The sequence below is a fragment of the Acinetobacter sp. AS167 genome (assembly GCF_037152175.1).
In the GTDB taxonomy this organism is placed as follows: Bacteria; Pseudomonadota; Gammaproteobacteria; order Pseudomonadales; family Moraxellaceae; genus Acinetobacter.
The window spans coordinates 113,101-126,485 of the sequence record NZ_JBBCMP010000005.1 but is presented as its reverse complement, the minus strand read 5'-3'; the positions used below and the strand labels follow the sequence as shown (position 1 = coordinate 126,485).

At 38.0% G+C, this 13,385-nt stretch carries 9 protein-coding genes; 4 read left to right on the top strand and 5 right to left on the bottom strand.

Going from position 1 to position 13,385, the window contains the following annotated elements:
- Positions 1-26: 26 nt before the first annotated feature.
- From WFN33_RS10935 to WFN33_RS10925, 3 genes are all read right to left on the bottom strand, one after another.
- Positions 27-1,994, bottom strand: coding sequence for a family 2A encapsulin nanocompartment cargo protein cysteine desulfurase (locus WFN33_RS10935; protein WP_336953117.1), 1,968 nt, complete (start codon positions 1,992-1,994; stop codon positions 27-29).
- Positions 1,969-2,901, bottom strand: coding sequence for a family 2A encapsulin nanocompartment shell protein (locus WFN33_RS10930; protein WP_004721119.1), 933 nt, complete (start codon positions 2,899-2,901; stop codon positions 1,969-1,971). The genes WFN33_RS10935 and WFN33_RS10930 overlap by 26 nt, the downstream gene beginning before the upstream one ends.
- A gap of 210 nt (positions 2,902-3,111) precedes the next feature.
- Positions 3,112-3,600 (bottom strand): rhodanese-like domain-containing protein, encoded by a 489-nt coding sequence (locus tag WFN33_RS10925; RefSeq protein ID WP_004721117.1) that lies wholly within the window; start codon positions 3,598-3,600, stop codon positions 3,112-3,114.
- Between the two features lie 280 nt (positions 3,601-3,880).
- On the opposite strand from WFN33_RS10925, the gene epsC reads away from it, so the two are divergent.
- Positions 3,881-4,789 carry a serine O-acetyltransferase EpsC gene (gene epsC / locus WFN33_RS10920; RefSeq protein ID WP_336953113.1) on the top strand — a complete coding sequence of 303 codons (909 nt, stop codon included), beginning with the start codon at positions 3,881-3,883 and terminating at the stop codon, positions 4,787-4,789.
- 59 nt (positions 4,790-4,848) lie between these two features.
- Here epsC and WFN33_RS10915 read toward each other — a convergent pair whose 3' ends face one another.
- A complete protein-coding gene (locus WFN33_RS10915; RefSeq protein WP_336953111.1) occupies positions 4,849-5,994 on the bottom strand; it encodes a hypothetical protein in 1,146 nt (381 codons plus the stop codon).
- A gap of 266 nt (positions 5,995-6,260) precedes the next feature.
- Between WFN33_RS10915 and clpB the strand changes: the two genes are divergently transcribed.
- Together clpB and WFN33_RS10905 are read left to right on the top strand one after the other, a co-directional pair.
- On the top strand, positions 6,261-8,840 hold the full coding sequence (gene clpB / locus WFN33_RS10910; RefSeq protein ID WP_336953109.1) for an ATP-dependent chaperone ClpB: 2,580 nt from the start codon (positions 6,261-6,263) through the stop codon (positions 8,838-8,840).
- Between the two features lie 819 nt (positions 8,841-9,659).
- Positions 9,660-10,124, top strand: a complete 465-nt coding sequence (locus tag WFN33_RS10905) for a hypothetical protein (protein ID WP_336953107.1) — start codon at positions 9,660-9,662, stop codon at positions 10,122-10,124.
- Between the two features lie 18 nt (positions 10,125-10,142).
- Here the strand turns inward: WFN33_RS10905 and rlmKL are convergent, their stop codons facing one another.
- Positions 10,143-12,347, bottom strand: coding sequence for a bifunctional 23S rRNA (guanine(2069)-N(7))-methyltransferase RlmK/23S rRNA (guanine(2445)-N(2))-methyltransferase RlmL (gene rlmKL, locus WFN33_RS10900; RefSeq protein WP_336953105.1), 2,205 nt, complete (start codon positions 12,345-12,347; stop codon positions 10,143-10,145).
- Positions 12,348-12,536: 189 nt separating this feature from the next.
- Between rlmKL and WFN33_RS10895 the strand changes: the two genes are divergently transcribed.
- Positions 12,537-13,148 carry a LysE family translocator gene (locus WFN33_RS10895; RefSeq protein WP_336953103.1) on the top strand — a complete coding sequence of 204 codons (612 nt, stop codon included), beginning with the start codon at positions 12,537-12,539 and terminating at the stop codon, positions 13,146-13,148.
- Positions 13,149-13,385 lie beyond the last annotated feature (237 nt).

Genomic DNA, 13,385 nt, shown 5'->3' with positions numbered 1-13,385 from the left:
TAAGCTTTAAAAGCTAAAGTTTAAAATTAGGATTTATAAGGTTTAGCACGGCGGAGTTGATGCAATACTGAAACCAATAAATCAATTTCCTCAGTGGTATTATAAAACGCAAGAGAAGGGCGTACAGTACGTTCAACACCGAAACGGCGTAAGATCGGTTGGGCACAATGATGCCCAGTACGCACGGCGATACCATATTGATTGAGTACTTTCCCGACCTCTTCCGTTTCATAGCCTGCCAGTGTAAAAGACATCACACTGGCTTTATTTAATGCAGTACCAATCAGGCGTAGTCCAGAAACGCTTTGTAGTGCATGTTGACCATATTCAAGCAAGTCATGTTCATAACGTGCAATGTTATGGATTCCAATACTTTCTACGTATTCTAAAGCAGCACCTAAGCCAACAGCATCTGCAATATTCCCCGTACCTGCTTCAAATTTATTTGGTGCAGGTTGATAGACCACATTCTCAAACGTCACATCCTGAATCATATTTCCGCCGCCTTCCCATACAGGCATGCTATCAAATAATTCAGACTTGGCATAAACAGCGCCAATACCCGTTGGGCCAAAAACTTTATGCCCAGAAAACACAAAGAAATCGGCATCTAAGGCAGTAACATTGGTGGGCATATGCGAAACAGACTGAGCACCATCAATCAAAACTCGCACACCTGCTGCATGCGCCAATGCAATAATTTCTTGAGTAGGCGTTACAGTACCCAAAGCATTAGAAACCTGTGTGATCGAAACCAGTTTGGTTCTAGGATTAAGCAATTTTACAAATTCCTCAATTTGAATCTGACCAGTATCATCCACAGGAATTACACGGAGTTTTGCACCAGTTTCTTTACTAAGTTGGTACCAAGGCACAATATTGGCATGATGCTCAAGATGGGACACAATAATTTCGTCTCCCGCTTGAATATTCTGTTTACCCCACGATTTTGCGATTAAATTAATACCTTCTGTTGTACCTCGAACAAAGACGATATTTTTTGCTGAAGCGGCCCCAATAAAGCGAGCCACAACATCCCGGGCATGCTCATAAGCATCACTGGCACGTGCTGCAAGTTCATGTGCTGCGCGGTGAATATTCGAGTTTTCATGTTGATAGAAATATGAAATTCGATCGATGACCGCCTGAGGTTTATGGGTGGTGGCTGCATTATCCAACCAAACCAATTGCTTACCATTTACACGCTCTTGTAGGATGGGAAAATCCCGACGGATTTGCAAAATATCAATGGGTTGATAGTTCTGAGCATTCGCTGGTATTTGCACATCTGAATGCGGACGAACAGCTTCAATGGTAGGTGATTGAAGAAAATAATAACCAGACGCTGCTGTTGTAGGTTTGTCATTACGATCTTGTAATACACTTTTTAATTGCTGGTCATCTGTCACATGATAATGATCAAACGCATATGGATTTTTAAGCACATCAGTTTGAGCCGTATTGGTATTGACTGTTTGGGCGCTAGCAACTTCAGGGTGAGGCAGATCCAAAAAGTAATAACTCGATTGAGCTTGATGTGGCGCAGTCGTTGTTAGGTTTGATGGTGCAGTCTGTTGTGTGATTTGTGTAGGATTCAAAGACAAATCTAGCTTTTGTCCGACAGCAAATGGATCAGGAGTATTTGCACCACCAACAATGGGCGAAGAAGATAGAATTCTACGCTCGGGATGGTCGGCGGTCGGTTCTACATAGTGATGTGTAGAATCCGGGTTTAAATTTGCCTGTTGTACAATGGCAGGTATGCGCCCAGACAATGCAGTAATCGGGTCTTTAGGCTGTGGTTGGTGACTAATACCTTGAGATCGTTGATCGGGTATATCAAAGTTGAAACCTTGTGGGTTTTGCTTGGGTAAAGCCGAAAAAAATTCAGCAGCCAATTGTGCAATGACAGATTCACTGATGGGCGCATCAGCAATATGATCAGAAGAAATATCTGGAGTAGGTTGATTACTTGTAAGTTGTTGGATAGTCATGGTACTTGTCTACCTCCACATCTTCGAGCACAGCGAGTGCATCATCTGTTAACACAGCAAGAGAACAATATAAGGAGATTAAGTAAGAGGCGATTGCATTACGATTGATGCCCATAAAGCGTACAGATAGGCCAGGTGCCTGTTCACCAGCAAGACCTGGTTGGAATAAGCCAACAACACCTTGACGCTTTTCACCAACGCGTAACAAGATGATTTTGGTTTTGCCATCTTCAACTGGAATTTTATTTGAAGGAATCAGTGGAATACCACGCCAAGTGATGAACTGTGAACCAAATAGGCTTACGGTGGGTGGTGGAACCCCACGACGGGTACATTCACGTCCAAAAGCTGCAATCGCATCGGGATGTGCTAAGAAGAAGCCTGGCTCTTTCCAAACTTTACGTAGTAAATCATCAAAATCATCTGGTGTGGGTGCACCTGTCAAAGTGGAAATACGTTGCTCATCTGCAACACTTGCCAATAAGCCGTATTCAGGATTATTGATTAATTCACTTTCTTGACGTTCTTTAATGGTTTCGATGGTTAAGCGTAACTGTTCTTTGATTTGATCGTGAGGACTACTATATAAGTCAGAAACACGAGTATGAATATCCAGAACTGTGGAAACACCATTTAAAAAGTATTCACGTGGATTAACTTCATAGTCGACAAAAGTTTGTGGAAGTGTTGCTTCATCACGTTGTGTACAAGCCACCTGAATATCATCGGTATTGCTGACTTTATTGACCCGATAGATACCTGCTTCAACAGGGGTCCATTGCAATAAATGTGTTAGCCAACGTGGCGTAATGGTGGAGAGTTGCGGTACTGTTTTTGTCGCATTGGCAAGTTGACGGGCTGCTTGATCATTTAGCGCTTGGCGTGTGACTTCTTGGTTCTTAGCCATGTTTTAATCCTTGGTGGTATTGGAAATTAATTTATTGATTACTCATCTGATTTAAAAATGCTGTTTTTATCATCTCCAATAAAGTAAGAATTTTGCTATTGGTGTTTAATTGTGACCGGTATTTATTGCATTAATTTGATTCTAATTAAGAGCGTTTTTAATCATTATCAACTGCTTATAAAAATTCATAAGAGGAATAAAGCAAGAGCCTTATTCCTGACGCCAAGGTAAGTTGTGGAAACGCCATCCATTGAAAGAACCACGATGATCATTTTCGTCAAGGTCACCTTCAAAGCCTTGTTCGATATTGTAAATATTTTCAAAACCCGCATTAAAAGCCACATTTGCAGCAGCTGCGGAACGTTTGCCACTACGACAAAGCAGTAGAATGATCTTGTCTTTTCCAATTTTAGTTTCAAGTTCTTTGGCAAAGCGTGGATTGCGGTTCAGCGCAGTTCCTGTCGCCCAAGGAATATGAATAGTATCTTCTACATAGCCGACAAATTTACGTTCTTCGTTGGTGCGTACGTCGACAATCACCACATGACCCGCTTTAAACAATGCCCATGCTTCATGAGGTAAAATTGTTCCCGTAAATTCTAAATAATGATCTTCAACACGTTGTTTTGCTTGTTCAAAGATATTTTCAATTTGAGCCGTTGTTAATTCGGTAAAGTGTTGTTGATTTAAACTCGTCATTTCAGTTGCCTTTCTTCAAACTTAGAATTACATCTAAGTCTTGATGTATCAGATGTATTGATAACAACTATAATGATTTTATATATTCAATAAATTAATAAAAATTGAATTGCTTATTCTTATTTTGAAATAAGATTTAAATGATTTTTAAAGATATCTTTATACGAAGAATGTTTATCTACAAGATTGCTAATAAAATAGTATTTACATATTCAAAGTGAATAATAAAATTTCATGTTAAGCGCATGGATTGTGAAAAGTCATTTCAGTAGGTAAATATATGACCCAATGGAATATCCCCAATATTGTGGATGAGCTACAACAAGCTCGTAATGAATGGCGTACTCAACGTAAAAGCTTAAAAGACTTTGGCGGTAGGGAATTACCTTCAAAAGATGAAATTAAGAAAATCATGAATGATCTGTGTGGTATCTTGTTCCCTATGCGACTAGGGCCACCTGATCTACGCCAACAAAGTGAAAATTTTTATATTGCACATGCACTTGAGAAAACTTTGCACTCATTATTGGAGCAAGTCAAACTTAATCTAACTTATGATTATAAATATAAAAAGCACAACGAAAATGCCGACGTAATTGAGGTATTGGCACAAAGTATCGTCAGTGAATTTGCACAAAAATTACCAGATCTACGCCGAATTTTAGATACAGATGTGATTGCAGCCTATGATGGTGATCCAGCTGCACGAAGTGTCGATGAAGTTTTATTGTGTTATCCGGGTATTTTGGCAATTATTTACCACCGAATTGCACATGAGTTTTATAAAAAAGACTTGTCACTGTTGGCACGTTTAATTGCTGAGATTGCACATTCAAAAACTGGCATTGATATACATCCAGGCGCACAAGTCGATCAAGGTTTCTTTATTGATCATGGTACAGGTGTGGTGATTGGTGAAACCTGTATTATTGGTAAAAATGTGCGAATTTACCAAGCCGTAACGCTTGGCGCTAAACGTTTTGAAATCGATGATTTTGGGCGTTTACAGAAAGAATATGCACGTCACCCAATCGTAGAAGATAATGTGGTGATCTATGCAGGTGCAACTATTCTTGGGCGTATTACCATTGGTCAGGGTGCTGTAATCGGTGGAAATGTATGGATTACCCAAAATGTCGCAGCGAAAAGCGCAGTTTCTCAAAGTTCTGCAACCAAGTCAGAAGTGTAAGTGCATTGAAAGTTTAATAGGTTGTGTAGCTTAAAATTTTATGAGGTTAAAATGCTTCATTAAGAAAGTGGAATGATGTAGTAAGTTTGATCAACCGAGATGATCAGTTTATTTCTAATTTGATATATCCAAGCAGTGTCAATGGGCAGCTTAAATTGTTTATTTTGCCCATGTTGTTTGATTTCAAATACGTCATAGCCAATAGGTGTAAACCAGAATATATAATGATTTCCTGAACCTTGAACATCATCAATACTTTGATATTTTAGATATTTGGCATTTACAGTGGGTAACTCTACTGGCTTTTTGCATTCAGGCAGTCTTATCTCATCTTTCAACTGTGGCAGAAATTTGGAAAAATCGCGACTATAGAGATAACTTTGAGGTGTTTTTAAGAGCCGTGTTTCGTGTTCAAGAATTAAATAACATTCTGCTTGGTGCTGTTGTAGATAGAGCCTTAATTGTTGAATGAGTTTTAAATTAAAAGGTTCGGCAGGTTGAGCAGGATAATCATCTGGTGAAAAATCACGTTTTGGTTGTTCAGGCTTGTCTCTAAAAATATCTTTGAAATTTTTGATTACAGATTGCTGCTGTTGTTTATGTTCTTTTTGAGCTTCTGCGGCTGCTTTGGCCGAAATATATTGAGGATCAAAATAAACTGTTGTGTCATATTCTAAGACTTTCTTTTGATATGTTTTCTCTTGCACCATTTGCTCTAAAATTGTCTGAGAAAATGCAGCATAGGAAAACGAAGTCATGGCCGTTAAATTTTGTGTCTGTGCATTGAATAAATAAGCTTGCATTGGATCATTCACACCAGATTGAAAGGTTTTTATAGTGATGAGAAAGTGATTGTGATTTAAGGCGACAATTTGATCGATCAATTGATTTGTTTGTGCAGCAATGAAATGAGGCTGAATCTGTTGATCATGATTTAGATCGTAAGTACATATTTTAAAATTCTTTACAGGATTTTGTTTTATATGACTTTCAGGGCAATTGTAAACAATAAAATTTTCATTGAGGGCTTTTCTATTCATGTCATCAGGCGTTTTAAACCATGTGAATTCTATGCCTGATATATTCGGTGTTAATTGCTGGATATGTTTGTGGGGAAATTCTTCACTATTTGGCGATTTGTAGCCACAGGCATACAGTGCAGATACTGCAATTAATACAGATAATGATTTACCGAAAGTCAACATTGTTATTATACTAAAATCTCTCAATACTCCTTACTCTAAAGCATATCGTTGAAAATACAAACGTTTAAAAAACTAATTCTCTATATTTTTCCATAAGCTTACTTGAAAAATAACGTTTCAGCACAGATATTAATACTGAAATCCATTCTAAGTATTTTGGTAAGTTTTTGAAAAATATATAAATTAATTCATTATTGCTATTGAAATCGAAAAAAACGTTCCCATTTATTATTCAAGTACAAAATTTGTTGTGAGGAATAACAAGAATGCGATTTGAAAAATTTACGAACCGCCTGCAGCAAGCCTTATCTGATGCACAATCTCAGGCAATGGGTAATGATAATACCGCAATTGAGGGTATTCATATTCTTTCCGCTTTATTGGAAGAACCATCTAATCTTAGTCTTTTGCAACAGTCAGGCGCCAATCTACCTGAGTTAAAAACAAAATTGCAAAAAGCCTTAACAGATGCGCCCAAAATTGGAACACCAACTGGAGATATTAATTTAAATCCAGAAGCTGTACGTGCGCTTAATTTGGCAGATAGCTTTGCTCAAAAAGCAGGAGATGAATTTTTATCTACTGATTGGGTAATCTTGGCACTTGCTGAAACAGGTGCTACCAAAACATTGTTAACAAGCGTAGGTGTCACGACTGACAAACTACGCAAAGCAATTGAAAATATTCGAGGTGGCGAACAAGTTATGGCAAATAACCATGAAGATCAACGAGATTCACTTAATAAATATACCATAGATTTAACAGCACGTGCTGCGGAAGGTAAACTCGATCCTGTGATTGGCCGTGATGAAGAAATTCGTCGGACTATTCAAGTGTTGTCGCGTCGTACTAAAAATAATCCTGTATTGATTGGTGAACCTGGGGTAGGTAAAACGGCGATTGTTGAAGGTCTGGCACAACGTATTATCAATGGTGAAGTGCCTGAAGGCTTAAAAGGTAAGCGTGTTTTATCGCTAGACTTAGGTTCGTTGCTGGCTGGTGCAAAATACCGTGGTGAGTTTGAAGAACGTTTAAAAGCAGTACTCAAGGATCTAGCGAAGTTTGATGGTGAAATCATTCTCTTTATTGATGAGCTACATACGCTTGTTGGTGCAGGTAAGGGTGATGGTGCGATGGATGCAGGTAATATGTTAAAACCTGCATTGGCACGTGGTGAATTACGTTGTGTGGGTGCAACGACACTGGATGAGTATCGTCAATTCATTGAAAAAGATGCAGCTTTGGAACGCCGTTTCCAAAAAGTTTTGGTAGATGAGCCAAGTGTTGAAGATACCATTGCAATTTTGCGTGGTCTCAAAGACAAATATGCAACACATCATGGTGTTCAAATTCTCGACTCTGCAATTATTGCAGCGGCGAAAATGTCACATCGCTATATTACAGATCGCCAATTGCCAGATAAGGCGATTGATTTGATTGATGAAGCAGCATCACGTATTAAAATGGAGATTGACTCTAAACCTGAGCCACTTGACCGTTTAGACCGCCGTTTAATCCAGTTAAAAATGCAATTGGAGGCGGTAAAAAAAGATGCAGATTCAGTCAGCAAAGCTGAAGTTGAGCATTTGGAAAAACAAATTGCAGATGTCGAAAAAGAATATAGTGATTTGGAAGAAATTTGGATTGCTGAAAAGCGTTTAGTGGATGGTACAAATCAGGCGCAAATCGAACTTGATAAAGCCCGTACTGCATTTGAAAAAGCGCAACGTGAGGGTGATTTGGCTGAAGCAAGTCGTTTGCAATATGGGGTGATTCCAGAATTGCAAAAACGCTTGAGTGAGGAAGAGGTAGCGGAAGTCAATGAAGAACCGAAACTGATTCGTACCAAAGTGACTGAAAATGAAATTGCAGAAGTAGTCAGTGCTGCAACTGGTATTCCTGTATCAAAAATGCTACAAGGCGAGCGTGAAAAATTACTCCATATGGAAGATTTTTTACACAACCGTGTGGTGGGACAGGATGAAGCTGTGGTTGCTGTCTCAAATGCAGTTCGTCGTTCACGTGCGGGCTTATCTGATCCAAATCGCCCAAGTGGTTCGTTCTTATTCCTTGGACCAACAGGGGTGGGTAAAACTGAGTTAACCAAGGCTTTAGGTAATTTCTTATTTGACAGTGATGATGCAATTATTCGTATCGATATGTCAGAGTTTATGGAAAAGCATTCGGTTAGTCGATTGGTGGGTGCACCTCCGGGTTATGTTGGTTACGAAGAAGGTGGTGTTTTAACTGAAGCAGTACGCCGTAAACCATATAGTGTGGTGTTATTTGATGAAGTTGAAAAAGCCCATCCAGATGTATTCAACATTTTATTACAAGTGTTGGATGATGGACGATTAACTGATTCACAAGGCCGTCTGATTGATTTTAAAAACACCGTGATTGTGATGACATCGAATTTAGGTTCAAGTGATGTACGTGAGCTCGGTGAAGGTGCGAGTGATGAGGATGTTCGTATAACGGTGATGAATGCCGTATCACAACATTTCCGTCCTGAGTTTATTAACCGTATCGATGAGTTGGTGGTATTCCACTCGTTGAAAAAATCACAAATTCGTGGCATAGCAGATATTCAATTGAATCGCTTACGTTCACGTTTATCTGAACGAGATATTGGGTTGAAAGTCGATGATCAGGCCTTTGATATTCTGATTGATGCTGGTTTTGATCCTGTATATGGTGCACGTCCACTTAAACGTGCGATTCAACAACAGGTTGAAAATCCATTGGCTCAGCAAATTCTTGCTGGTCAATTTACAGCAGGTGATACCATTTTAATCAGTGCTGAACATGGTCAACTTAATTTTGGTAAATTAAAACTAAGTTAATTTATCTAGCTGTATAACCAAAGCCAACTACCGCAAGGTAGTTGGCTTTTTTAGTAGAGAAGTATTTATATTTTTACGTGTTATATAGTCAAACCAGCTAATTACTCATACAAGTGGTTTCCATCAAGTCATTGATCATAAATGAAGCTTATGTTTCTAAATGAACTTTTAGAAACTATTGGTTAACAATTCGTTTTTTGTACTTTTGAATCATAGATGGTTGTTTTAATCATGGGGCGACATGGATGTCACAGTTGGGCGGGGGTATAGGACGTACCCCCGTCCATGAGCAAAAACAAAGCACTGCTTTGTTTACAGTGTAAGGTTTGGCAACCCTTACGAAAAGTGAGACATAGCCTACGCAAAGGTATTTAAACTTTGAATATAAGGTATGGTATTGCAAGCTTTAGGACTTTTTAGCGTTCTACATAAGTGTAAGCATTGGCTCAAAAGGTAAGTAATCTTAATGGATAACACTTGTGAAGGGGAGATGAGGTTGATTGAGCAGTAGAATGCCACATTAAGACTTTCCGCATAATAGGGAAAACACTACACATCGTAGAATTGATGCAAAGGTTTAAAGCCTGTTTAATCCCCCAATCAAGCATCCAGAGCTATAGGAATGCATAGATTTATAAACCATCCTAAACCACTAATCGGCATAGCTTGGTCTTTTCATCATATTATTTTAATCATCAAATATTTATGTGTATTGATTTAGGTTTTACCTATTATCGGGTTTTTCATGAATTTATTGAAAAAACGGTCAAAAATTGATAGTTTTTTCAGTGAGGAATAATAAGAAAGGAAACGTTGATCATGAGGATCAAAGATAAGGATAAATCTGATTATTTAAAAATATTCGGTTTTCTCTTGATGGCATTCAGTTCGGTAGAGGTATTGGCAGATAAATTAGATGATCAAGATCTTGCAGAGCAATCTGTAGGTGTGGTTAAACTGTCACCTATTATTATTAAAGCTGTAAAGGAAAATGCACAACAACCTGTAGAAGAGCAAAATAATTTGCATAAACAAGTTGCTCAGGAAAGGTCAGATGATGCTAAAAAAGATGAAATTTATTCTACAGTTTTAACTGATTTCGAGTGGCAGAAAAAAGACCCAGATCCAAATCAACCTGGGGATAAATATTTAAAACCACTTGAAAAATATAGAATAAGCGAAGTTGGTTATAATCCATATCAACGCCATGATGTCCGAATTACAACCCAAGATCGCGTTACACTTTATATAGGACATGAAATTGACCCCGTGACTTATAAATAAGTCCGAGGTCTAACATAATTAAACAGGGAAGTGTTTAATTTTCCAGGCTCTATGAATTTTTTGATTACGTTTGAAATCTAAGCCAATCGTTTCATTGGTGATCTCCTGTACATCGAACATTGCATCGATTTCTTCATCCATCTCAAAACCACGGTAGTTATTTGAGAAATACAAAGTTCCCTCTGTAGTTAGACGGTTCATTGCACGTTTAAGTAAAGAAATATGGTCACGTTGCACGTCAAAAGTACCGTAGAATTTCTTTGAGTTTGAGAAGGTTGGTGGATCAATAAAAATCATGTCATATTGTTCATGACCTTCTTTTAACCATTCAAAACAATCGCTTGAGAAAAATTGATGCTGTTCATCAGGATGATCAACCGTTAAGCCATTCAAGACAAAGTTTTCTTTAGACCAGTTTAAATAAGTATTGGATAAGTCAACACTTGTGGTACTTGCAGCACCGCCTAAAGCAGCGTGTAGACTTGCTGTAGAGGTATAACTATATAGGTTAAGGAAATGTTTTCCTTTAGCTTCAGCTGCAATGCGCAGACGCATTTGACGGTGATCTAGGAACAATCCAGTATCCAAATAATCAGTCAAATTGATTAAAATCTTGGCTTTACCTTCTTGAACAATAAAACGTTTAGATGCTGTGCTTTGTTTTGCATACTGGGTTTTACCTTCTTGACGGGCACGGGTTTTAATAAAGATCGCATCACGACCTAAACCTGTTACAGCACGTATTGAAGCCAAAGCAAGGTTAAAACGTTTTTTGGCTTTTTCTGGGTCAATGGTTTTTGGTGGTGCATATTCTTGAACATGTAAACGATCACCATACAAATCTACAGCGACATTGAAGTCTGGTAAATCTGCATCATAGAGACGTAAACAGTAAATATTTTCTTTTACAGCCCATTTCTTTAAAGCTTGCATATTTTTTTGCAAGCGATTGGTAAAGTCTTCTGCACCTTCAATTTTTTCAAATTGTTGAGGTTGCCAATCTGCAAGGAAAGGTTTAACCACTGCAGCAGGCTTAATATCACCAAAACGAATGTAAATTGGTAATTTACCATTCATTAAACGTAAAATTTGTGGATTGTTAAACGCCAATACATCTGCTTGTTCAACAGCAGCTGCGATAACCGCAGCATGCTGATTGGGGAAATTCTTTTGTAGAAGCGCGGATAGGCCCAGATACAAAGCTCGGTTAGAAGCCTTTTCCCCTAAACGCTCACCATATGGTGGGTTGGTGACAATAAATGAAGTTTTTCCTTCTGCTTGGAAATCAGGCCAATCGGCTAAAGTTCGCTCTTCAATTTGAATTTGATCCAGTTGTTGCTCAAATCCAGCAGCAATAATATTTTGTTTGGTTGCTTTTACTGCTTCCCAATCTGCGTCATAGGCATAGAATTTAGGCAAAGGTTGTTCTAAGGCAACTTTATGACGTTCAGCTGCTTCAGCTTTAATCGACATCCATAACTCATGGTCATGTCCATTCCAGCCATTAAAGCCAAAACGGCGTACTAAACCAGGTGCACGATCAGTCAGGATCATCAATGATTCAATAATAAAGGTTCCTGAACCACACATTGGGTCGAGAATAATTTCTGGATTACGTTGTTTAAGCTGTGCTTTTTGTAAGATAGCAGCTGCTAGGTTTTCTTTTATTGGGGCATCTGTCATAAAACGACGATAGCCACGCTTATGTAAAGAATCCCCAGATAAATCTAAACAATAGGTGTGTTCAGTTTTTCCAGCAAGTACATATAGTGTAATTTCAGGCTGTTTAATGTCGATACTTGGACGTTTACCTACAGCTTCCATGAAGGAATCAACCACACCATCTTTGACACGTAAAGTCGCAAACTGTGTATTGACTTTAATATCACGTTCTACATGAAGACGAATCGCGAAAGTACTTTGTGGTGCAAAAATAAGTGACCAATCAAAATTGATCGCACCTTCATAAAGTTCTTCTGCAACGTCACGTGCATCATGGGTAAACTCAAGCTCATGAACATGAATCGGTGTCAGTACACGAGAAGCCAAACGTGACCACATACAAACACGGTATGCATCTTCGAGTTTGCCTTTAAAAATTAAACGCCCAGGAAATTTTTCAATATCTTGAATCCCTAAACCTTGAATTTCTTCTTGCAGTAAGGTTTCTAGTCCATCTGCACAGGTAACCCAATATGTAGAAAGACGTGGTTTCGAATTCATGAATATTTCCAAAGACATTAAAAAAGCAATCGCGTATTTTAGCGTATTTTAATGACGAAAACTTATAGAATGGTCTTTTAAGTCCGAAATTTTATAAAAAGTACTAAATTCAGTTAAAAATTTGGTTTTTTTGCTTGAAATATATTCAAATATCAATATGTAGATAAGATCGAATAAAGAATTTAAAAAATGCTTAGTCTTATTGTTTCAATGTTTATTTTTTCGCTGTCTATGTCGATTTCACCAGGACCTGTGAATTTAACTATTTTAACCAGCAGTATGAATTATGGTGTAAAAGCAACTTTTGCATTTATCTCAGGGGCGACCATTGGTTTTACCTTGTTATTGGCATCGGTCTGTTTTGGTTTGTATCAAATGATTGTGGTTTATCCTGTACTTCTTGATGTGATCACGATTTTAGGTACAGTTTTATTGTTGTGGATTGGACTGAATATTCTACGTGCAAAAGGGACAATTATCTCTAGTCAATCCCAAGATGAAGCAAAAATACCGACCTTTATACAAGGTGCGTTAATGCAATGGCTAAATCCCAAAGCATGGATTGCCGCAGTGGCGGGTACAGGGCTATTTTCAACGGGGCATATTCATGCTGTTTTATTGGTTTTTGTAGTGATTTATTTTGTCGTCTGTTATCTATCTTTATTGCTATGGGGGATTGCTGGTGAAAAGTTAGCAAGCTTTTTAAATACAGGAAATCGGGCGCGTCTTTTTAATATCGTGATGGGGCTATTATTGATTTTAATTTCATTGGAAATGTGTTGGCGCTATTTTTATCATTAGAATTTGATTTAAAATTCTTGCGTTACTGAAATCATTTAAGAACAAGAAAAATTTGCATGCAGTATTGTAATTTATATAGATGAATCATCTATGAATAAAGCACACATGTAGTTCTTGATTTATGATGATGAGAGCAAATTTCATGACGGAGTAATTTATAGATCTATTTGACGCTCCGCAATGTGTAGGGCGATTTTTAGTAGGCAAGATTTTAATAGAGAATAATGTGTATGCATT

What these genes read in the sequence shown, in the direction of transcription:
- WFN33_RS10935 (WP_336953117.1), bottom strand. Translation starts at nt 1,994, where the DNA reads ATGACTATCCAACAACTTACAAGTAATCAACCTACTCCAGATATTTCT.
- WFN33_RS10930 (WP_004721119.1), bottom strand. Translation starts at nt 2,901, where the DNA reads ATGGCTAAGAACCAAGAAGTCACACGCCAAGCGCTAAATGATCAAGCA.
- WFN33_RS10925 (WP_004721117.1), bottom strand. Translation starts at nt 3,600, where the DNA reads ATGACGAGTTTAAATCAACAACACTTTACCGAATTAACAACGGCTCAA.
- epsC (WP_336953113.1), top strand. Translation starts at nt 3,881, where the DNA reads ATGACCCAATGGAATATCCCCAATATTGTGGATGAGCTACAACAAGCT.
- WFN33_RS10915 (WP_336953111.1), bottom strand. Translation starts at nt 5,994, where the DNA reads ATGTTGACTTTCGGTAAATCATTATCTGTATTAATTGCAGTATCTGCA.
- clpB (WP_336953109.1), top strand. Translation starts at nt 6,261, where the DNA reads ATGCGATTTGAAAAATTTACGAACCGCCTGCAGCAAGCCTTATCTGAT.
- WFN33_RS10905 (WP_336953107.1), top strand. Translation starts at nt 9,660, where the DNA reads ATGAGGATCAAAGATAAGGATAAATCTGATTATTTAAAAATATTCGGT.
- rlmKL (WP_336953105.1), bottom strand. Translation starts at nt 12,347, where the DNA reads ATGAATTCGAAACCACGTCTTTCTACATATTGGGTTACCTGTGCAGAT.
- WFN33_RS10895 (WP_336953103.1), top strand. Translation starts at nt 12,537, where the DNA reads ATGCTTAGTCTTATTGTTTCAATGTTTATTTTTTCGCTGTCTATGTCG.